The 20,167-nt window shown below is 60.2% G+C and carries 20 protein-coding genes, 1 tRNA gene and 1 pseudogene; 11 read left to right on the top strand and 11 right to left on the bottom strand.

Annotated features, from left to right (window positions below; all coding sequences use genetic code 11):
* Window positions 1-54: 54 nt before the first annotated feature.
* On the top strand, window positions 55-822 hold the full coding sequence (locus OGV19_RS02590; protein WP_264311989.1) for a helix-turn-helix domain-containing protein: 768 nt from the start codon (window positions 55-57) through the stop codon (window positions 820-822).
* Between the two features lie 436 nt (window positions 823-1,258).
* On the opposite strand, the gene OGV19_RS02585 is transcribed toward OGV19_RS02590, so the two are convergent.
* Window positions 1,259-1,846, bottom strand: a complete 588-nt coding sequence (locus tag OGV19_RS02585; RefSeq protein ID WP_264311988.1) for a hypothetical protein — start codon at window positions 1,844-1,846, stop codon at window positions 1,259-1,261.
* 200 nt (window positions 1,847-2,046) lie between these two features.
* Between OGV19_RS02585 and OGV19_RS02580 the strand changes: the two genes are divergently transcribed.
* The gene (locus OGV19_RS02580; protein ID WP_264311987.1) at window positions 2,047-2,280 is read left to right on the top strand and encodes a type II toxin-antitoxin system RelB family anti-toxin; all 234 of its coding nucleotides are present in this window, start codon (window positions 2,047-2,049) and stop codon (window positions 2,278-2,280) included.
* A gap of 250 nt (window positions 2,281-2,530) precedes the next feature.
* The gene (locus tag OGV19_RS02575; protein ID WP_264311986.1) at window positions 2,531-3,085 is read left to right on the top strand and encodes a tyrosine-type recombinase/integrase; all 555 of its coding nucleotides are present in this window, start codon (window positions 2,531-2,533) and stop codon (window positions 3,083-3,085) included.
* Between the two features lie 308 nt (window positions 3,086-3,393).
* Here OGV19_RS02575 and OGV19_RS02570 read toward each other — a convergent pair whose 3' ends face one another.
* Window positions 3,394-3,723, bottom strand: coding sequence for a hypothetical protein (locus OGV19_RS02570; protein ID WP_264311985.1), 330 nt, complete (start codon window positions 3,721-3,723; stop codon window positions 3,394-3,396).
* Between the two features lie 206 nt (window positions 3,724-3,929).
* On the opposite strand from OGV19_RS02570, the gene OGV19_RS02565 reads away from it, so the two are divergent.
* Window positions 3,930-4,076, top strand: coding sequence for a hypothetical protein (locus OGV19_RS02565; protein WP_264311984.1), 147 nt, complete (start codon window positions 3,930-3,932; stop codon window positions 4,074-4,076).
* 141 nt (window positions 4,077-4,217) lie between these two features.
* On the opposite strand, the gene OGV19_RS02560 is transcribed toward OGV19_RS02565, so the two are convergent.
* The 5 genes from OGV19_RS02560 to dapA all read right to left on the bottom strand — a co-directional run bounded on the left by OGV19_RS02560 (window position 4,218) and on the right by dapA (window position 7,913).
* Window positions 4,218-4,307, bottom strand: a tRNA-Ser gene (locus OGV19_RS02560).
* Between the two features lie 92 nt (window positions 4,308-4,399).
* Window positions 4,400-5,110 (bottom strand): phosphoribosylaminoimidazolesuccinocarboxamide synthase, encoded by a 711-nt coding sequence (gene purC, locus OGV19_RS02555; RefSeq protein WP_008097517.1) that lies wholly within the window; start codon window positions 5,108-5,110, stop codon window positions 4,400-4,402.
* 29 nt (window positions 5,111-5,139) lie between these two features.
* The gene (locus OGV19_RS02550) at window positions 5,140-5,898 is read right to left on the bottom strand and encodes an MBL fold metallo-hydrolase (protein WP_264311983.1); all 759 of its coding nucleotides are present in this window, start codon (window positions 5,896-5,898) and stop codon (window positions 5,140-5,142) included.
* Window positions 5,899-7,017: an NlpB/DapX family lipoprotein gene (gene bamC, locus OGV19_RS02545; RefSeq protein ID WP_264311982.1), complete on the bottom strand. Its 1,119-nt coding sequence runs from the start codon at window positions 7,015-7,017 to the stop codon at window positions 5,899-5,901.
* Window positions 7,018-7,034: 17 nt separating this feature from the next.
* Window positions 7,035-7,913, bottom strand: a complete 879-nt coding sequence (gene dapA, locus OGV19_RS02540; RefSeq protein WP_264311981.1) for a 4-hydroxy-tetrahydrodipicolinate synthase — start codon at window positions 7,911-7,913, stop codon at window positions 7,035-7,037.
* 259 nt (window positions 7,914-8,172) lie between these two features.
* Here dapA and OGV19_RS02535 point away from each other — a divergent pair, with 259 nt between their 5' ends.
* Together OGV19_RS02535 and OGV19_RS02530 are read left to right on the top strand one after the other, a co-directional pair.
* Window positions 8,173-8,733, top strand: coding sequence for a glycine cleavage system transcriptional repressor (locus tag OGV19_RS02535; RefSeq protein ID WP_172219404.1), 561 nt, complete (start codon window positions 8,173-8,175; stop codon window positions 8,731-8,733).
* 9 nt (window positions 8,734-8,742) lie between these two features.
* Entirely contained in the window at window positions 8,743-9,216 is a 474-nt protein-coding gene (locus tag OGV19_RS02530; protein WP_264311980.1) for a peroxiredoxin, read from the top strand.
* A 35-nt stretch (window positions 9,217-9,251) separates the two neighbouring features.
* Here OGV19_RS02530 and OGV19_RS02525 read toward each other — a convergent pair whose 3' ends face one another.
* Together OGV19_RS02525 and OGV19_RS02520 are read right to left on the bottom strand one after the other, a co-directional pair.
* The gene (locus tag OGV19_RS02525; RefSeq protein WP_264311979.1) at window positions 9,252-10,322 is read right to left on the bottom strand and encodes an AI-2E family transporter; all 1,071 of its coding nucleotides are present in this window, start codon (window positions 10,320-10,322) and stop codon (window positions 9,252-9,254) included.
* Window positions 10,323-10,342: 20 nt separating this feature from the next.
* Entirely contained in the window at window positions 10,343-10,582 is a 240-nt protein-coding gene (locus tag OGV19_RS02520; RefSeq protein ID WP_264311978.1) for a sulfurtransferase TusA family protein, read from the bottom strand.
* A gap of 120 nt (window positions 10,583-10,702) precedes the next feature.
* On the opposite strand from OGV19_RS02520, the gene OGV19_RS02515 reads away from it, so the two are divergent.
* Window positions 10,703-12,139 (top strand): M48 family metalloprotease, encoded by a 1,437-nt coding sequence (locus OGV19_RS02515; RefSeq protein ID WP_027594653.1) that lies wholly within the window; start codon window positions 10,703-10,705, stop codon window positions 12,137-12,139.
* 129 nt (window positions 12,140-12,268) lie between these two features.
* Here the strand turns inward: OGV19_RS02515 and nadA are convergent, their stop codons facing one another.
* Together nadA and OGV19_RS02505 are read right to left on the bottom strand one after the other, a co-directional pair.
* Complete coding sequence (gene nadA / locus OGV19_RS02510; protein WP_264311977.1) at window positions 12,269-13,327, bottom strand: quinolinate synthase NadA; 1,059 nt, start codon at window positions 13,325-13,327, stop codon at window positions 12,269-12,271.
* 215 nt (window positions 13,328-13,542) lie between these two features.
* Entirely contained in the window at window positions 13,543-15,051 is a 1,509-nt protein-coding gene (locus OGV19_RS02505) for a YdgA family protein (protein WP_264311976.1), read from the bottom strand.
* Window positions 15,052-15,488: 437 nt separating this feature from the next.
* Here OGV19_RS02505 and OGV19_RS02500 point away from each other — a divergent pair, with 437 nt between their 5' ends.
* The 4 genes and pseudogenes from OGV19_RS02500 to OGV19_RS02490 all read left to right on the top strand — a co-directional run bounded on the left by OGV19_RS02500 (window position 15,489) and on the right by OGV19_RS02490 (window position 20,075).
* Window positions 15,489-16,841, top strand: a complete 1,353-nt coding sequence (locus OGV19_RS02500; RefSeq protein WP_264311975.1) for an APC family permease — start codon at window positions 15,489-15,491, stop codon at window positions 16,839-16,841.
* Window positions 16,842-16,907: 66 nt separating this feature from the next.
* Window positions 16,908-18,116, top strand: a pseudogene (locus OGV19_RS27700) (HAMP domain-containing protein); the annotation flags it as partial.
* Between the two features lie 102 nt (window positions 18,117-18,218).
* The gene (locus OGV19_RS27695; RefSeq protein ID WP_413470124.1) at window positions 18,219-18,974 is read left to right on the top strand and encodes a methyl-accepting chemotaxis protein; all 756 of its coding nucleotides are present in this window, start codon (window positions 18,219-18,221) and stop codon (window positions 18,972-18,974) included.
* 141 nt (window positions 18,975-19,115) lie between these two features.
* Window positions 19,116-20,075, top strand: a complete 960-nt coding sequence (locus OGV19_RS02490) for a cation diffusion facilitator family transporter (protein ID WP_264311973.1) — start codon at window positions 19,116-19,118, stop codon at window positions 20,073-20,075.
* The last annotated feature ends 92 nt before the right edge of the window (window positions 20,076-20,167 follow it).

Here is a 20,167-nt window from a genome sequence, read left to right as displayed (position 1 = left end):
ACGGCACCACCGAGAGGAATGCCTATGAACTGAACTTGAAAAGGAGAATCAAAAATGTCGTACCCACTTGCCTCGAATCCCCCAAGCAATACCGCATCCCACCCCACCACTGTCCACCCGGCCATCCTTCTTTCCCAAGCGGAATTGGAAGTACCAAATGCACGCAAGGGGAAGGCTTACGTTGCTCCGTTCCTTAACGTCGACGGACTGTTGATCAGTCCAACAACAGGCGAAATCTTTGGCTACGATGACAAGCCTTCCGCTTTCAGCGAACGCCCTGACTACCGACCAGAACTCAGCAAGTGTCGGAGTGCTGACGACCTAGAGCAGCACCTGAAATACGTTGATCGACGTAAGCTGCCACCACATACACTCCACTCCCTGACTGACGCTCAAGATGCAGGTCTTGGTACATGGGTCCGTAGCCATAAACAGGTTGACTGCCGTATTACAGTCCCGATGATGAACACACTGAGCCAACTGCACGAACTGGTTCTGTACCGGAACATTATCCTCATGTCCCAAACCGATCTGGCGAAGGCATTGGGTACGACAACCTCAAACCTGATGAATAAGCTGAGCACGTTGATCAGCAGCAACATGGTCAGAGTCAGCACCTCAAGAAATGGCGGCATTCGCTCGGGTGAGGTCAAGCTGACGATCAATCCACGGCTGATCTTCCGAGGTGATGATGCCAAGCGGGATGACTACATCAAGCACTGGTATCGTGACTGGACAACCGTCCACCCTCAATCAGCATCAAGCATGAATAAAGGTGGATGGAATGACAGCACCGCTGCCGTAGAAGCTCTTGCCGCTTGACCCTAAATGCTGGCTGGTGACCTTGCGTAGCTTCTCATCACTTTTCCAAAAAAGCTACGCGAGAAATGCTCTGCAGGCCACGAAAATCAAGGGGTAAGCAAAATTCCTTATACTATAAAAAAGAGTTTTCTTCACTTGTGGGCAAGGTGGCCACGGGGGAACCTCAAGAAAGACAACATAGTTCTACGATAGGATCGCAGGTGGGATTCTCATTCAACTAAACCAATCAATAAGACTGAGCGATAGCCAGTCCCTGCCGCACTGCTGATCCAATACCCTGCAACACAGGGTAAAGCACTTGCAGTGGAGCATGAATGCAGAGATTGCCTCTAATGGGCAACGCTCCTAGATGATGTACTCACAGCACCTTGCTGTGGGAGCACATCCTTTGTGGTCCCACAGGATTAAGGTCAGTAGGTAAGTGTAATTGACAGGATTAAAGTTTAGAGGCGCTATCTGTCATCTTGTCGTTTTCTGCCTTGATTGCCTTGTGAGCAACATCTTTGTTTATCACTGACACCCTGCTTTTATCAATGGTGTCATAATATCTTTCCAGCACTATCGTGACTTTTTTCCCATCCCAATAGATTTTCTCATTTCTGAATGCGGCGCCAACTTTTGTCTTAACAGTCTCTGAGGATTGTTTTAGAGGCTTTCCATACTTTTGCAATAGCATGGACTTGACCGTGTCGTAGTTTTCCTCTTTCGTTGTAAGCCGTATTTCTCGAATCTGAGACTCGTGCGTCATCACCGCCGCACCGTAACCTATCCCTAGCGCTGGTGTATAACGTAGAGAGTAGTAATTTGTGACGTACGGTCGCTCGTAGCACATCTCTTCTGGAGCGTTAAAGTCATAGTCCTCAGGGCACTGCTTTAGCTGATAAATTAGATTTTCATCTAGCTGGATGCCTATAAAACTGGTTGGCTCTTGAGCCCACACTTCTGCTTCTGTGTTTTTCTTAGCCCCATGAGCTGCGGTAGCAGTAAATACTACTGCCAACAAGAGTGCCTTTCTTACTTCCATAAACCCCCTCCAGTTAGGCCATTGGCCTCAAGCGTCCATTCATCAGCAAATGCTCAAACCTAAGCGCTGAGCAGTGGCGGACGGCCATCATCCTCATTCCAATGATGCCACATCAACCATTTTTTCACAGTATATTGTGAAGACCTGATTTCCCCTACGTCCGACAGTCCCTCTCTTCATCACGGGGGGGGGGACAGGCTTTGGACATCGGGCTGGCATTTGGGAAGGTTCTTCGCAAAAGGCGGAAGGACGCGGGACTCACACAGGAGCAGCTAGCTCTTGAAGCTGACATTCAGCGGAATTACGTCAGCCTCATTGAGCGCGGCCTTAATCAGCCCACCATAACCATTATCTTCAAGCTAGCCGGTGCTTTAGGATGCAGCCCGTCCTGCCTTGTTGAGGATGTGGAGATGCTGGTTGGCGCTGGTAGCTGAGCCACACCGCCTCAGATTCCCCTATACGCCCTCTACAGATTCCGCTATAGGCCGATTCGATTAGCTACTGATTCCAGTTTCGGTTGTCAGTCATTTGCCAACAATCTAATCCTGCTATTTACGCTGATCACCCCTAATTAACAGAATGGTATTTTGTAAATTAGCCAACCCCCGAAAACACTGGACTTGGCACCGTTGGCTATGATCTAATTAACACATCACCAGAGAATTCCATGGAGTGTTAATTAGGATGAACACTGTCGAGGCGGTCAAGACACAGGGTGAAGCCGAAACCATCAGCCGAAAGCTGATCAAGAATGCGAAAGGCAACACGCTTTACGCCGACATCTGGCGTTTTGGTGTGAACACTGCCCTCCGCATCAGTGACCTGCTGAGCATCACCTTTGAGGAAGTCCAAGGCAGTCGCCTAGTGGTTAAGGAAAGCAAGACGGGTAAGACCCGTGACATCGAACTCAACGTTGCAGCCAAGGCCATCATTGAGCGTCGTAGGGCAGCACACCCTGCTCACACCTACTTGTTTGAAGTTGATAGCAACCGCGCGAAGGGTAAGCCTGTGTCTCGTGTGGCAGTAGCCAATGCCTTTAAGGCCGTAGGCGATGAAATGAGCCTACAACTAGGCACGCACTCCATGCGCAAAACAAGGGGTTGGCTCATGTACAGTGCCGGTACGTCAATTGAGTTGATCTGCAAGACACTGAATCACAGCAGCCCCGCCGTAACCATGGCGTACATCGGTATCACTCAAGCCGAGGTTGATGCCACCTATCACCAGTTTGTGTTCTAGGGCATGAGGCTCTCAGCTTCGATCTGAGAGCGCTCGACACCAGCACATAACCCCCCGCCATGACTTCCATACCAAAGGCCCCGTATTGAGCTTATTTGGAGCTTCTGCGGGGCGTTCTTGTATGTGTCCACCGGATTTGGAGAATCCTTGACGGATAGGCCAGCCCGAAAAGCGCAGACGGCTCAGCGGTGGTGCTATGTCGCAGGGGGATTTCTGACCATTGAGATATCTAGGCCGTCTTTGAATGGGCTGGCTGGAATGGGGGGGGGTAAAATCGCAGCGTTGATCATTCCTCCCCCACCTCATTGTTAGCGCTCTTTATCTGTTAACAGCTGAACACTCGCGCCCGCGTCGAAAATCGAAAGCTCCAAGGGTTCACTACCGTCAATCTGCACAGAAAGGTCTACTGATTTTTTCCGGTCGTAATGGCGAGCAGGACCGCTTGGCACCACATTTCCATGGTATTCCACTACTTTACCAAGCTTAGAAAATTCCTCTGCGACAGCTCTCAAAACACGGGATCTAGCGATGTCGGTGTGCTTTAGGATTTCTCCAGGAATCTCGATTCCTCCCTCTTGCTCCTTGCCCTCCCATACATAGAAGTAGTTCACTGTTTGGCAGTGATTTTGGTCTGTCATGCCCTATCTCCTTGATTTATGTGACGGTACTGACGCTGATGCGCAGGTTAGCATGATGCCATTCGCTAGGTAGGACACGGCATGAGATTTGGCAGTAGCAGTTTTGCCTCAACGTGCCTTGGTTGACCAACCAAAATCCAGATTCTGGATTCAGGGGGGGAGTTGATAGCCTAAGCTCACTCCCCTCCCCTGCATGAGCCTTGCACATGGACAAAGCCACCATCACCGCTGTCACCCTTGAACTGCTGCATCTGAACCAAATAGCCATACGGGCGGCGATTGTGGAAGTCAGTATATGGGTACGTCGACGCGGTTCGACTAACGTTCACGACAACACGATGACGGCACTGTAGGCGCTCGATACGACGCAGGAGCAATCACCGAGGACATCGAGCGTCTACGGGATTGAGTGGTCAAACCCAGTGGTCAAACGCAAAAAATCGGAGACGAAAAAAAACCCCGTAAATCAACGATTTACGAGGCTTTTTCCGATATGGCGGAGAGATAGGGATTTGAACCCTAGGTACTGTTGCCAGTACAACGGATTTCGAATCCGTCCCGTTCGACCACTCCGGCATCTCTCCAATGGCGCGCATCATACCAGCGAATTCTTGAAACGCAAACCTTTATTTCAAAAAAATTCGCGTGGTATCAGGCGCTTGCGTGAACGGGCCGCTTACAGCGGCACGCCCAGGCGCTTGGCAACTTCTTCGTAGGCTTCGATTACGTCGCCCAGACCCTGGCGGAAGCGGTCCTTGTCCATCTTCTTGCGGGTTTCTTTGTCCCACAGGCGGCAGCCGTCTGGGCTGAATTCGTCGCCCAGGACGATCTGGCCGTGGAATACACCGAACTCCAGCTTGAAGTCGACCAGCAGCAGGCCGGCGTCATCGAACAGCTTGTTCAGCACTTCGTTGACTTTCAGCGACAGCTTTTTCATTTCGACCAGCTGCTCGGCGGTGCCCCAGCCGAACGCAACAACGTGGGATTCGTTGATGAACGGGTCGCCCTTCTCGTCGTTCTTCAGGAACAGTTCGAAGGTGGACGGCTCCAGCTTGATGCCCTCCTCCACGCCCAGGCGCTTGACCAGGCTGCCCGCCGCATAGTTACGCACCACGCACTCGACCGGGATCATGTCGAGCTTCTTCACCAGGCACTCGTTGTCACCCAGCAGCTTGTCGAACTGGGTCGGCACGCCGGCTTCTTCGAGCTTTTGCATGATGAAGGCGTTGAACTTGTTGTTCACCATGCCTTTGCGGTCGAGCTGTTCGATGCGCTTGCCGTCGAACGCCGAGGTGTCGTTGCGAAACAGCAGGATCAAGCGGTCGGCGTCGTCGGTCTTGTAAACCGATTTGGCCTTGCCGCGGTAAAGTTCTTCGCGTTTTTCCATGATGGGCTCCGCTTGCTTGAGTAGTTGGGCTAGGCGATTTCGCGCCAGTCGAGCCCGTGTTCCTGATTCGCCACCTGAAGCCAGTCCGGGTCGCACCCAAGGGTGTCGACGAAGCACTGGCGGGCCAGTTGTGGCAGGTTGTTCTTGCTGCTGAGGTGGGCCAGCACCAGGTGTTGCAGGTTGCTCCAGCCCAACTCGTCCACCAGGCGCGCAGCCTGATGATTGTTCAAATGTCCTTGCGCGCCACCTACCCGCTGCTTCAAGAAAGACGGATAGTGACCGCGTGCCAGCATGTCGCGGCAGTGATTGGCCTCGATCAGCAGGGCATCCAGGCCCTGATAGCGCTCCAGCAACAAGGCATCGTACGAGCCCAGGTCGGTGAGCATGCCAAAGCGCCGCCGACCGTCGCTGAGCACATACTGCAACGGCTCGTAGGCGTCGTGTTCGACGCGCGCTGCCGTCACCTCCAGGCCACCGATGCGCAGGCTGTCGCCACACGCGAGAAAACCGGCCACCTCCACCGGCTTGCGCAAACCGCGCAAGGTCCCTTGGCTGAGGTAGACCGGTACATTGTAGCGCCGCGACAGCAGCCCCACCCCATGCACGTGGTCGGCATGTTCGTGGGTGACCAGCACCGCGCTCAGCTGTGCCGCCGTGACCCCGAGCAGCGCCAGGCGCCGCTCGGTCTCACGCAGGGAAAACCCGCAATCGACCAGGATGAACGTGTCACCACTGGCGATCAGCGTGCCGTTTCCCTGGCTGCCGCTTCCGAGTACTGCGAAGCGCACTTAACCCAGGTGGTCCTGAATGGCGCTCAGCACACGGCGGGCGACATCGGCCGGAGCCACGGTGTTGATGTTCTTCTCGACCGTTACCTGGACGCTTTCACCAACCTTGCTCAGGCGCACCTGGTAGCGTTCGGCACGGGCTTCACGCTCTTCCTTGGTCGGTGCGCTGCCGAACATGCGGCTGAAGAAGCCAGGCTCGTTCTGCTTGTCGTCAGGCTTTTCGGACAGGTTGATGTAGTACAGGCCCAGGCTGCGGTTGATGTCTTCGACACGCCACTCGCCACCCTGCTCCAGGGCACGACCCACGCTGGACCAGGCGCGATCCAGGTCGGCGCCCAGGTACAGCACCGGGTTGCCGCTGCCGTCTTCGCTCAGGCTGACGCGGCTCGGGGCATCGAAATCGCGCGCGGCCAGCAACGAGACCGAACCGCCCTTCTCGGCGCCGCGGTTCATGCTGGCGAGCATTTCGTCGACCAGCAGGGCATCGGCGCCGGTATTGCTGGAGGTGGACGGGAAACCAGGCTCGGCAGTGCTGCCTGCCGGGCGTTCGACGCTCACGACGTACACCTCGGAGGTGTTGCGCTGCACGCCGGGTTCCATGCGTACACGCACGCGCACTTCGCTGTCACCGCTGCTGGCGGTGCTCGCCAGGCGCTGACCGAGGGACGCGGAGAGTTCGTCGAAACGCTGCCAGGTGGTGTTGAATTCGCCTGTCTGTGGGCGCTCTTCGGCAATGCGGAAACCATTGTCTTCAAAGAACTGACGGGCCGCTGGCCAGACTTCGGCCGGCGAGCGCTGGGCCAGGACCCAACGGCTGTTACCGCTGCGCTGCAGGCTGAAGTCGCTGACCTCGGCACCGGCCGTCAGGGGTTGTGGACGCGGGACTTCGAACTCGCCGGTGGCACGGTCATCAGCAACGTTACGCGGAATAGGCAACAGCGGGTCGAGACGCTTGACGTTGCTGGCGTCCGGCGGCAGTTGCATCGGCGCGGTCGGGTGCGCCTGCAGGTAATCGCTGCCGCGGTCGCGGAAATAACCCTCGTCGCCCCACAGCCAGCCGCAACCGCTGGTGCTGGAAATGATCAGGGCAAGGGCGGAAAGACCAGCCAGTCGCTTCATGCGGTGTACTTCCTCGATTAAACCAGTACGCCGGACTGGCGCAAGGCAGTACGGACTTTTTCGTGACAGCCTTCGCTCAGCCAGGTCAGCGGCAGGCGAATGCCCTTGTGCATCAGGCCCATTTCGACCAGCGCCCACTTCACCGGAATCGGGTTGGCTTCGCAGAACAGGTCTTTGTGCAGCGGCATGAGTTTTTCGTTGATCGCGCGGGCCTTCTCGGCATTGCCCGCAAGGGCGGCCTCGCACAGATCGGCCATTTCGCGCGGGGCGACGTTGGCGGTCACGGAGATGTTGCCCTTACCGCCCAGCAGGATCAGCTCGACCGCAGTCGGGTCATCGCCGGACATGACGATGAAGTCCTTGCTGACGCCATCGAGGATGGCCTTGGCACGGGCCAGGTCGCCGGTGGCTTCCTTGATGCCGATGATGTTCGGTACGGTCGACAGGCGGATCACGGTCTCGGCCTGCATGTCGCAGGAGGTGCGGCCGGGTACGTTGTAGAGGATCTGCGGGATGTCGACGGCTTCGGCGATGTGCTTGAAGTGCTGGTACAAGCCTTCCTGGGTCGGCTTGTTGTAGTACGGCACGACCAGCAGGCAGGCATCGGCGCCAGCGTTCTTGGCGTTCTGGGTCAGGTGCACGGCTTCCGAGGTGGAGTTGGCGCCAGTGCCCGCGATGACCGGAATGCGGCCAGCGACACGCTTGACCACGAACTCGATGACCTCGATGTGTTCTTCGACAGTCAGGGTGGCCGACTCGCCGGTGGTACCGACGGCGACGATCGCATGGGTGCCGTTTTCCAGGTGGAAGTCTACAAGTTTGCCGAGGCTGTCCCAATCAAGACGCCCTTGTGCATCCATGGGTGTGACCAATGCCACCATACTGCCCGCAATCATGTAACTGCTCCTGCCGGAAAAAGAGAGCGGTAATGGTACTGGGGGCATCGGCCTTGCACAAGCGAAGCAGGCGGGCGGAGCATTCCCCTCGGCGGCTTATTTCGCTACCCTTGACCCTTTGATCGGTGCAGCGCGGCCCGCCGGGCCGTCGACCTTGCTCCCCGCCGGCGTCCACGACCTCGCATGCGAGCCCCGGGCCCTGCCGACTGGAGGCTTTTGCCTGTCCTGCACCGACCGCTCATCGCTTTAGGAATGCTGCATGTCCACCCCCACCGTCCGCGAACAATTCCTTGTCATCAGTGCCCTGGGCCCAAACCCCATGGAACTGGCCAACGTCCTCAGCCGCGCTGCCTTCGAGAACCGCTGCGCGGTGGTCACTTCGCGCCTGAGCCGCCATGGCGAGACCAGCGCCCTGGTGCTGCAGGTCGGTGGCAGCTGGGACGCCCTGGCGCGTCTTGAAGCTTCCCTGCCGAGCCTGGGCAAAAAGCACGGCCTGACCCTCGATGTGGTACGCAGTGCCGACCAGGAGGTACGCCCGCAGGCGCTGCCTTACGTGGCCTATGTCAGTGCGGCCTACCGCCCGGACATCATCAACGAGCTGTGCCAGTTTTTCCTCGACCACCGCGTCGAGCTCGAAGCCATGACCTGCGACACCTACCTGGCGCCGCAGACCGGCAGCAGCATGCTCAACGCCCAGTTCACCGTGATCCTGCCGGCCGGCACCCAGATCAGCTGGCTGCGTGACCAGTTCCTGGACTTTGCCGATGCCTTGAACCTGGACGCGCTGATCGAGCCTTGGCGCCCACAGAACCCCATGTAAGGAAGCCCCATGGCCGTAGCACTCGATCAACCCGTCGCCGATTTCCAGGCCCAGGCCACCAGCGGCCAGACGGTCAGCCTCGCCGAGCTCAAGGGCCGCCAGGTGGTGGTGTACTTCTACCCGAAGGACAGCACCCCAGGCTGCACCACAGAAGGCCAGGGTTTCCGTGACCAGCATGAGGCCTTTGCCGCTGCCAACACCGTGGTGTTCGGCGTGTCGCGCGATGGCATCAAGTCACATGAGAACTTCAAGGCCAAGCAAGGCTTCCCGTTCGAGCTGATCAGCGACAAGGACGAGGCCCTGTGCCAACTGTTCGACGTGATCAAGCTGAAGAAGCTGTATGGCAAGGAATACATGGGCGTGGACCGCAGCACCTTCCTGATCGACAAGGACGGTGTGCTGCGCCAGGAATGGCGCGGGGTGAAGGTACCGGGGCATGTGGATGCCGTTTTGGCGGCGGCACAGGGCCTGAACAAGGCTTGAGATTGATTGGGGCTGCTCTGCAGCCCCTGTTTCATTCAGAGCAATGGCGAAACACTGGGCTCCTGCCGCGGCCAGGCATCCAGCACCGCCTTGAACAGCGTCGCCAGCGGGATCGCGAAGAAAATCCCCCAAAAGCCCCACAGCCCGCCAAACAGCAGCACCGCGCAGATGATCGCCACCGGGTGCAGGCTCACCGCCTCAGAAAACAGCAGCGGCACCAGCACGTTGCCATCCAGCGCCTGAATGATCGCGTACACCGTCATCAGGTAGATGAACTGGTCCCCCCAGCCCCACTGGAACAAGGCGATCAGCGTCACCGGCACGGTTACCACCACCGCGCCCACATAGGGCACCACCACCGACAACCCCACCAGCAGCGCCAGCAAGGCCGCATAATTGAGCCCCAGGCTGATGAACGCGATGTAGGTGGCAACCCCGCAGATCAGGATCTCAATGCCCTTGCCGCGAATGTAGTTGGCGATCTGCCGGTTCATCTCGTTGCCCACCCGGTTGAGCAACGTGCGCTCGCGGGGCAGATAGCCAACCACCCACCGCCCGATCATCTCGCGGTCCTTGAGGAAGAAGAACACCAGGATCGGTACCAGCACCAGGTAGATCATGGCATTGACCAGCAGTGGCAGGCTCGACAGCGAGAACGTCAGTGCCCACTGGCCGAACTTGCCGATTTCACCGCGCACCGACTCGATGGCACGCAATACCTGCTCATCCGACACCAGGTGCGGGTAGCGCTCAGGCAAGAGCAGCAACAGCGACTGCCATTTGCCCAGCATGCCCGGCAACTCGTTGAACAGGGTAATCAGCTGATGCCAGAGCAATGGCACCAGCACCAGCAGGATGACCGCCAACGCCCCCATGAACAGCGCGAACACCACTGCCACCGCCAGCCGGGTAGGGACACGCAGGCGCTCCAGGGCGTTGACCAGGCCCTGCATCAGAAACGCCAGGACCATCCCCGCCAGCACCGGCGCCAGCATGCCGCCCAGGGTCAGTACCGCGGTAAACGCCAGTATCAGCAGGACCGCCAGCACCACCGCCTCCTCATCGGAGAAGTAGCGCTGCATCCAGTCGCGAAGCACTTTGAACATTGACGATCCTTGGTTAAGACTCAGGCCTTGCGCAGCCAGTAGGTATAGAGACCGGCCTCGGCCGTTTCGTGCAGCAGCGTATGACCGGCCAACTTGGCAAAAGTGCGGAAGTCACGCTGCGAGCCGGCATCGGTGGCAATCACCTTGAGCACCGCGCCGCTGGCCAGCCGGTTGAGCTCCATCTTCGCCTTGAGCAGTGGCAGGGGGCAGTTCAGCCCGCTGGCATCGAGTTCGGCGTCGCAGGTCAGGGTGTCACTCATCGGGGTTCTCCACGTGCGGGGCAGACGTCTTTGGTAACAGGCCCGCTAGGATACCGCCACTGGTCGCCAACGTGTGAGCGGGCTACAGTAGAGGTCTTTGACCCGACGCGAGCTTCGTGCATGAATCTACTGCGCCCTACCCTGTTGACGCTGGCCTGCCTGATGGCCCTTCCCGGCCATGCTGACGACCTGCCATCACTGGGTGATGCCAGCTCCGCGATCGTCTCGCCGCAACAGGAACACCAGCTCGGCCGTGCCTGGCTCAGCCTGTTGCGTGGCCAGGTCAACCAGTTGAACGACCCGCAGCTCAAGGACTACGTCGAAACCAGCGTGTACCGCCTGGCCGAAACCAGCCAGCTGCAGGACCGGCGCCTGGAGTTCATCCTGATCGACAGCCGCGAGCTCAACGCCTTCGCAGCCCCTGGCGGTATTGTCGGGGTCAACGGCGGCTTGTTCCTCAATGCCCAGACCGAGGGCGAATACGCCTCGGTACTGGCCCACGAACTGGCGCACTTGTCGCAGCGCCACTTCGCCCGTGGCGTCGAAGCCCAGCAACGCATGCAGTTGCCGATGATGGCCGCGCTACTGGCGGGCATCGTGCTGGCTGCCGGGGGCGCTGGCGATGCGGGCATCGGCATGATTGCCGGCACCCAGGCGGCGGCGATCCAGGAGCAGCGGCGCTTCTCGCGACAGAACGAACAGGAAGCCGACCGTGTCGGTATTCAGAACCTGGAAAAGGCCGGCTACGACCCGCGCAACATGCCGAGCATGTTCGAGCGCCTGGCGCGCCAATACCGCTACGATGCCAAGCCGCCAGAGTTCCTCCTGACTCACCCGGTTACCGAATCGCGTGTTGCCGACACCCGCAACCGCGCCGAGCAGGCGCCCAAGGGCGGCATCGAGGACACCCAGCGCTACCAGTTGATCCGTGCCCGCGTGGCACTCACTTATGAGGGCACCCCGGGCCTTGCCGCCAAGCGCTTCCGCGCCCAGCTTGACGAAGACCCCAAGCTGGACGCCGCACGCTATGGCCTGGCCTTGGCCCAGATCAAGGGCGGGCAGCTCAACGAAGCCCGCGAACTGCTCAAGCCGCTGCTGGCCAAAGCGCCCAACGACATCACCTACAACCTGGCGCAGATCGACCTGGACATCACCAACAACCGCCTCGCTGATGCACAACAGCGCGCCGAGCGCATGCAGGGGCTGTATCCGGGCAACTACCCACTGAAACAGGTGCGGGCCGACCTGCTGGTCAAGCAGAACAAGCCGGCCGAGGCGGAAAAGGTCCTGAACGACCTGCTCAAGAGCCGGCCGGATGATCCGGATGTATGGTACGACGTGGCCGAAGTGCGAGGGTTGTCGGGCAATACCATCGGCTTGCACCGGGCACGGGCCGAGTACTTCACCTTGGTCGGGGACTTCGACCAGGCTATCCAGCAGTTGGATTACGCCAAGCGTCGTGCGGGGAGCAACTTCCCGCTGGCGTCGCAGATTGATCAGCGCCAGCGCGAAGTCATGGAGCAGCAGCGGATGGTCAGGGAGATGATGGGCCGTTAGGGCCACCTGAACCGGCCCATTCGCGGGGCAAGCCCGCGCCCACAAAATCTCCAGTGCCCATAAGGCGAGTGCAGTACCTGTGGGAGCGGGCTTGCCCCGCGAATGGGCCGCAGAGCGGCCCCAGCACTATCAGGCGTTACCCGAGAGCTTCAAACGCGCCGCCTGGGTGAAGTCCAGCATGCGGTTAAGCGGCTTGATCGCCTTGGGCACCAGCGCCGGATCAACGAAAATCTCGTTGCTGCCAGTGCGCAGGCAATCCAGCACCCGCTCCAGCGTGTTCATCGCCATCCACGGGCAGTGCGCGCAGCTACGGCACGCCGCGCCGTTACCGGCAGTCGGAGCTTCGACGAATTCCTTGTCCGGGCACAGCTGCTGCATCTTGTAGAAGATGCCGCGGTCGGTGGCGACGATAAAGGTCTTGTTCGGCAGGGTCTGCGCGGCTTTGATCAACTGGCTGGTGGAGCCTACTGCGTCGGCCAGGTCAATGACCGATTCCGGCGATTCGGGGTGAACCAGAATCGCGGCATCCGGGTAGAGCGCCTTCATGTCGGCCAACTGGCGCGACTTGAATTCTTCGTGGACGATGCACGCGCCGTCCCACAGCAGCATGTCGGCGCCGGTCTGCTTCTGGATGTAACGGCCCAGGTGCTGGTCCGGGCCCCAGATGATGGTCTCGCCGTTGTCCATCAGGCTTTCGACGATTTCCAGTGCGCAGCTCGATGTCACCACCCAGTCGGCACGGGCCTTAACGGCCGCCGAGGTGTTGGCGTAGACCACTACGGTGCGTTCCGGGTGCTGGTCGCAGAACGCCGAAAACTCTTCGACCGGGCACCCCAGGTCGAGGGAGCAGGTGGCTTCCAGGGTCGGCATCAGCACGCGTTTTTCGGGGGTGAGGATTTTTGCCGTCTCGCCCATGAAGCGCACGCCGGCGACGATCACGGTTTGGGCGGGGTGGTTCTTGCCGAAGCGGGCCATTTCCAACGAGTCGGATACGCAGCCGCCAGTCTCTTCGGCCAGCGCCTGGATCACCGGGTCGCAGTAGTAGTGGGCGACCAGCACGGCATTCTGGGCCTTGAGCTCGGCAGCGATGGCCGCACGGTATTCGGCCTCCTGCTCGGCTGTCAGCGGGTTGGGCTGTTTGGCGTCGAGGTGAGCCTGAACCAACAGGCGTTCGGAAATCTGGGTCATGATCGCTGGACCTGCAGGCGCGTGCGCGCGTCAAATCGAGTGTATCACCCGGCCCTGGCAGATCGGCTAGGGGCGCCGGACGGCGAACAGGCCATCACGGCCCTCTGCGGGCGCGGATTATTATCGGACGCCGAAGGCTACAGACAATCGAGGGAATTCAAAAGGGGTTTTTGTGCAGCCTGTACCGGCGATAGGGCCGGTACAGGCTCAGCCGATCAACCTTGCGGCTGCAAGGCTGCAAGGCGCAGGGACATGAACATGGCGAACGCTTCCACAGTCATTTTCTGGCCATTGAAATCGACCATGCCATCGGCATAGTGCAGGCTGCTTACCACATCATCGCCCTGCACCGTGGCCATGCCGCTCTGCAGCGCCATCATGCCGACCATTTCACCGGCCTGGCTGGACTGCATGGCGATGGCCTGGGCATCGGTCTGCCCTTCCAGCAAGGCCTGCAGGGTGGCCAGATCGCCGATCATCGGCTTGGACAGCGACAGTTTGCTCTTCACCTCGGTGATCAGTTGCTTGCTCAACTGGTCAGGCGGCAGGTCGAAGGATGTCGGGCTGGCAAAGTCCATTGCCAGATTGAAGCGGCTCTCGCCGTTGGCCGTCTTCAACGACAGGTTTTCCACGGCCAACTTGGGCTTGGACGCCAGAAGCTGTTGCAGGTCGCCCTGGAACTTGGCCTTCTCGGTTTCGCTCATCTGGATTTGCGGCACCGGCTGGCCCGCTGCGGCCGCCGCCTCGAACTCCGGCACATGCGCCTGATACCAGTGCGACAGCGATTGCAACGCCGGCGCGTTGAGCGACTTGATGCTCACGGCCAGCTGAGCATTGCCGACTGCACGGCCATCCCAGGTGATATCCGCCAGCTTGTAATCCACGCGCCCACCCACCGTGTCCGGGCCATCGAGGGCTTGCACGGCATTCTGCTCAAAGCCTTTGATCGACAGCACCTGCTGCTTGGGCCCCAAGGTGACCTTGGTTTCAGCCAGCGACAGGTCGACGTTGCCGACATAGATCGCGTCATGCTCGGTGGCCGCCAGGTCGCCGTCAACTTTCAAGCCCTTCAGCTCGAACGTGGCAGGCGGCTGATCGTCGCGCACGAGTTTCATCTCGAAGCGCTCGGCGCTTCCCTGGAATTTCGTCGCCTTGCCTTCGCGGTCACCGCGCAGTTGCAAGTGCATGCCTGAGAAATCGAGGCTGTTACCATCGGTTTCGTTGACTTTGACAGGCGCCAGCAGGACCTGGCTGTCGACATCGCCGCCGTAGCCCAGGCTGGTCTGCGCGCTGACCGGTGCCTGTTCGCCCGCTGCGGCGAACCAGGGAGCGGTGAAGTCGTCCTTCTGCAGCGTGCTGTTGCTGACCGCCAGCACAGGCATCAGCTTCAGCGCCTTGACCCGCGACCAAGGGAACGGGCCATGCTCGATACGGTCGGTCAGGCCCACGTCGAAATTGGCCATTTCGTCGTCGCCAAGGTTGATGTCCTTGGCTTTGAGCCGGTACTGGGCAGTGCTACTGAAGAGGTGCCGATCCAGCGAGACCAGTTCGACGGTCATGCTGCCACCAACGCCCACCAGGGCTTTCTTCAGTTCGGCGTTGCTGCGCTTGATGGAATACTCCAGCTCCGCAGGCAGGCGCTCGCCGGTGTACCAGGCGCCAGCGGTGGTTGCGACGGCGATGGCGATGGCCAGGCCGGAAAGGATGCCTACTGATTTCTTCATGAATAAAACCGATTGCTGTCCATAAGGGCTTACACACGGCCAAGCTGCCGCACAAGGCCTGAAGAATATCACCGCAGCCAGGGGTCGAAGCAGAGAAATCCCACCTTTGGGCAGCGTCTGACAGGTTAGAGGGAAACACCTCATTCGTTAAATTTTACGAACAGTAAAATCGATCAAAAACGCACATAAACGCGCAAAAAGCGAAGAAACCCCCGTTAAAATCGATAAATATTTCAATATAGCAACATCTTGTCATGTTTAACTTGACACTCATCGCGCCATCGTTTTTTATTTTCACCACTTGCGGCGCCCCGCACGCGCCTCCCTTTGCTCCAAACAATAAAAGGTGAACAACATGGAGCCCACCCGCTCGCCCTTGCCGCATGCGCAATCCCCTGCGCCTGCCGTTCACGCCCAGCCGCAGGAGCCATGCCAGCATGCAGCCTGATCACAGCGGTTCCGGCAGCGGACAATTCCACAAATCCCTGCGCCTCTGGCACGTGGTGATCATCGGCCTGGCCTACCTGACACCGATGACCGTGTTCGACACCTTCGGCATTGTCTCCGGCATCACCGCCGGGCATGTGCCCAGCGCCTACCTCCTGGCGCTGGCCGGCATCCTTTTCACTGCAGTGAGCTACGGCACCCTGGTACGACGCTTCCCACAATCGGGCTCGGCCTATACCTACACCCAGCGCGCCATCAACCCGCACGTAGGCTTCCTGGTGGGCTGGTCATCGTTGCTGGACTACCTGCTCCTGCCCATGGTCAACGCACTGCTGGCCAAGCTCTACCTGTCGGCCATGTTCCCCGAAGTGCCGGCGTGGGTGTGGGTGGCTGGGTTCGTCAGCCTGATCAGCCTGATCAACATGCGCAGCATCAACCTGGTGGCACACTTCAACCTGTTGTTCGTGGCGGTGCAGGTCGCGATCATTGCCGTGTTCATCTACCTCTGCGTACGGGGCCTGGACCACGGCGAAGGGCTGGGCACCACCTGGAGCCTGTTGCCCTTCGCCGACAGCCAGACCCATCTCAGCGCCCTGGCGGCTGGCGCAACCATCCTGTGCTTCTCGTTCCTGGGCTTCGATGCAGTGACCTGCCTGTCGGAAGAAACCCGCGACCCAGGCAAGACCATTCCCCGGGCAATCTTCCTCACCGCGCTGATCGGCGGGATGGTGTTCATCCTGGTGTCGTACTTCATTCAGGCCTACTTCCCGACCATGGCGCGCTTCCATGACCAGGAAGCGGCGCTGCCGGAAATCGCCCTGTACGTCGGCGGCAAGCTGTTCCAGTCAGTGTTCATCGCCTGCACCGTGATCAATACCATCGCCTCGGGCCTGGCCTCGCAGACCAGCGTATCGCGCCTGCTGTACGTGATGGGGCGCGACAACGTGATCCCGGCCAGCATCTTCGCCCGCCTGCATTCGCGCTACAAAACGCCCGTCATGAACATCGCCGTGGTCGGGCTGATCGCTTTGTCGGCGATCTTCTTCGACCTGGTTACCGCCACGTCGATCATCAACTTCGGCGCCTTGGTCGCGTTCAGCTTCGTCAACCTGTCGGTGATCAACCACTGCTACCTGCGCGAAGGCAATCGCAAGGGACTGGCCAACAAGCTGAAGTACCTGGTGCTGCCGACCATCGGCTTTTGCATCATTGTTTCGCTGTGGCTGGACCTCAACGAGCACTCGCTGATGTTTGGCGGTCTCTGGGCATTGCTCGGGGTGATCTACCTGGCCTGGCTGACCAAGGCCTTCAGGGTCGCACCCCCGAACTGCATCGCTGAATGACCCCCGCCGCCGACAACGCCCGCGCCTGATCGCGGGCGTTGTCCTTGATCGAAAAGGAAAGCCCTCATGCCGCTGCGCCGCCTCTCCATCCAGTGGAAGATCACCCTGCTTGCCGGCCTGTGCCTGCTGGCCATTGTCGCCCTGCTGGTCGCCACCTCGCTGACCCAGGCCCGGCGCAGCGCAGCACTGGTCAACCAGGCCAATACCGAAATGCTCGACCAGAGCGCGCGCCTGCGCCTGCAGGCTCACGCCCAAACCCAGGCGCTGCGCATCCAGCGCTACGTCATGGACGCTTATCAATATGGCAATGGCTTTCGCCGCCTGGTGCAGGTGCTGAAAGCCCGTGGCGGCAGCGACCTGCGCGCCGAACTGACCCGCGAAGCGCGTGCCAGCCTGGCCGGCAACCCAGATGTGATCGGCCTGTACCTGGTGTTCCAGCCCAATGCCCTGGACCACCAGGACAGCCAGTTCGTTGGCCAGGATGCCGTGGGCAGCAACGACAGCGGGCGCTTCTCGCTGTACTGGTCACAACCCCGCCCCGGCACCCTGGAACACGAGGCCATGCCTGAGTCGATGCTGGCCGATACCCGTATCAGCACCAGCGGCAGCCCCCAGAACCGCTGGCTGACCTGCCCGCAAGAGACGGCCCAGACCTGCATGCTTGAGCCGTACCTCGACGAGGTCAATGGCCGTCAGGTGCTGATGACCAGCATTGCCCTGCCCCTGCTGGACAACGGCAAGGTCATCGGCGTGGTAGGCCTGGACATTGGCCTGGACAACTTGCAACAACTAAGCCTGGACGGTCGCGAGGAACTGTTCGATGGCCAGGGCCAAGTCAGCATAGTCAGCCCCGCCGGCCTGCTGGCGGGCCACAGCCGTGACAGCACCCAGCTCGGCAAGGTGCTGGACAAGGCCGTGGCAAGCGGCCTGCTGCGCGTTGCCCACCCGTTCGCCCCCATCCCCGACGCCGCCCCCTGGCAGGTGTTGCTGGAGTTGCCGGAAAGCGTGCTGCAAGCGCCAGCAGTCGCCCTCAACCAACGCCTGGACGCGCACAACCAGCGCGCCAACATTACCAGCCTGCTGATCGGCCTCGGCGCTGCTGTGCTGGGCCTGGCGCTGGTCTGGCTGACCGCCCGCGGCGTAACCCGGCCGATCCTTGCCGTAGCGGCGCGCCTGGAAGACATCGCCAGCGGCGAAGGCGACCTGACGCGCCGCCTGGACTACGCCCGCCAGGACGAACTGGGCCAGCTGACCGGCTGGTTCAACCGCTTCCTCGACAAGCTCCAACCGGTGATCGCCCAGGTCAAAGGTTCGCTACAGGAGGCCCGCGGCACCGCCGACCAGTCCGCAGCCATCGCCAGCCAGACCAGCAACGGCATGCAGCAGCAACACCGGGAAATCGAGCAGGTGGCCACGGCCGCCAACGAAATGAGCGCCACCGCGTTGGACGTCGCCCACAATGCCTCGCAGGCAGCCCAGGCCGCGCGTGGCGCCGACCAGGCCAGCCGCGACGGCCTGCAGCTGATTGCCAGCACCCGCCAGGCCATCGACCGCCTGGCAGCCGACATGAACACCGCGATGGACGAGGCCCGCGCCCTGGAAAGCCGCAGCGAGCAGATCGGCACGGTGCTGGATGTGATCCGCGCGATTGCCGAGCAGACCAACTTGCTCGCGCTCAATGCCGCGATCGAAGCGGCACGCGCCGGCGAGGCCGGACGCGGCTTTGCCGTGGTCGCCGATGAAGTGCGCAGCCTGGCGCAACGTACTCAGGTGTCGGTCGAGGAGATCCGCCAGGTCATCGAAGGCCTGCAACAAGGCACCCAGGATGTGGTAGGCGCCATGCATGAAGGCCAGCGCCAGGCCCAGGCCAGCGCAACGCGCATGGAGCAGGCGCTGCCAGCGCTGCAGCGTATCGGCGAAGCGGTGGCGGTGATCAGCGACATGAACCTGCAGATCGCCTCGGCGGCGGAAGAGCAGAGCGCAGTGGCCGAAGAAGTGAACCGTAACGTGGCTGGCATTCGCGATGTGACAGAATCGCTGTCTGGCCAGGCTGATGAATCGGCGCGGATCAGCCAGGCGCTGAACCGGCTGGCCAATCAGCAGCAAGCCTTGATGGAGCAGTTCCGCGTTTAGTCTGTACTGGCCTCTTCGCGGGGCAAGCCCGCTCCCACAGGATGGTCGCCAGCCTTGAGGGCGGTGTCGCACCTGTAGGAGCGGGCTTGCCCCGCGAAGAAGCCAGTACAGGCAACCCACCTTTTTGAAAGAGCTTTACCCATGGAAGCAGCAAACAAAACCCCCTTCTTCGACATCACCAGCGAGCAAGGCCTGCTACGCACCTCGATCGCCGTCACCTTGTTCATCGCCACCATCGGCATCGCCTTCGGCCTGGCATCCGGTTCGTTCTCGATCATTTTCGACGGCGTCTATTCCCTGGTCGACGCCAGCATGAGCGGCCTGTCGCTGGTGGTGGTCAAACTGATTACCTCGCACGCCACCAGCCTGCAGATGTCGCGCAAATTGCGCGAGCGGTTCACCATGGGCTTCTGGCACCTGGAACCGATGGTCCTGGCGCTCAATGGCATCCTGCTTAGCGGTGTGGCCCTGTATGCGCTGATCAACGCCGTCAGCAGCGTGCTGCAGGGCGGGCGGCATCTGGAGTTTGGCATTGCCATGGTTTACGCGTTACTGACCGTGATTGCCTGCGCCACCATCGCGGTCGTCGAAGCACGCGCCAACCGCAAACTGGGTTCGGACTTCGTGCGCATGGACGTCAAGGGCTGGGTGATGTCAGCAAGCATTACCGCCGCGTTGCTGATCGCCTTCTGCTTTGGTTATGCGGTGCAAGGCACGCAGTGGGAGTGGATGTCTCCATACATCGACCCAGCGGTGCTGGCGCTGGTCTGCCTGGTGATCATTCCATTGCCGCTGTCGGTGGTACGCCAGGCGTTTTCGGAAATTTTCCTGGTGACGCCAAGCGACCTCAAACTGCATGTCGACGAAGTCGCCAAGGCATTCGTCGCCCGCCACGGGCTGCAGTCGTACCGCGCCTATGTGGCCAAGGTCGGGCGCTCGCGGGAAATCGAGCTGTACTTCATCGTGCCTACGGGCATGGGCGCGAAGACCATCGATGAGTGGGATGCGCTGCGCAATGAAATCGGCGACGCCGTGGGCGGCGAAGGGCCGGACCGCTGGTTGACCGTGGTGTTTACCGGTGATCCGGAGTGGGCCGAGTAATCGGGCCGCTTTGCGGCCCATCGGCGGCAGCACAAGCCAGAAACGACAAAGCCCGCGACCGTTGCCGGTAGCGGGCTTTGACTTACTGCGTA

This window comes from Pseudomonas putida, assembly GCF_025905425.1.
Lineage (GTDB): Bacteria > Pseudomonadota > Gammaproteobacteria > Pseudomonadales > Pseudomonadaceae > Aquipseudomonas > Aquipseudomonas putida_AF.
This window is presented reverse-complemented; position numbering and strand designations above follow the sequence as displayed.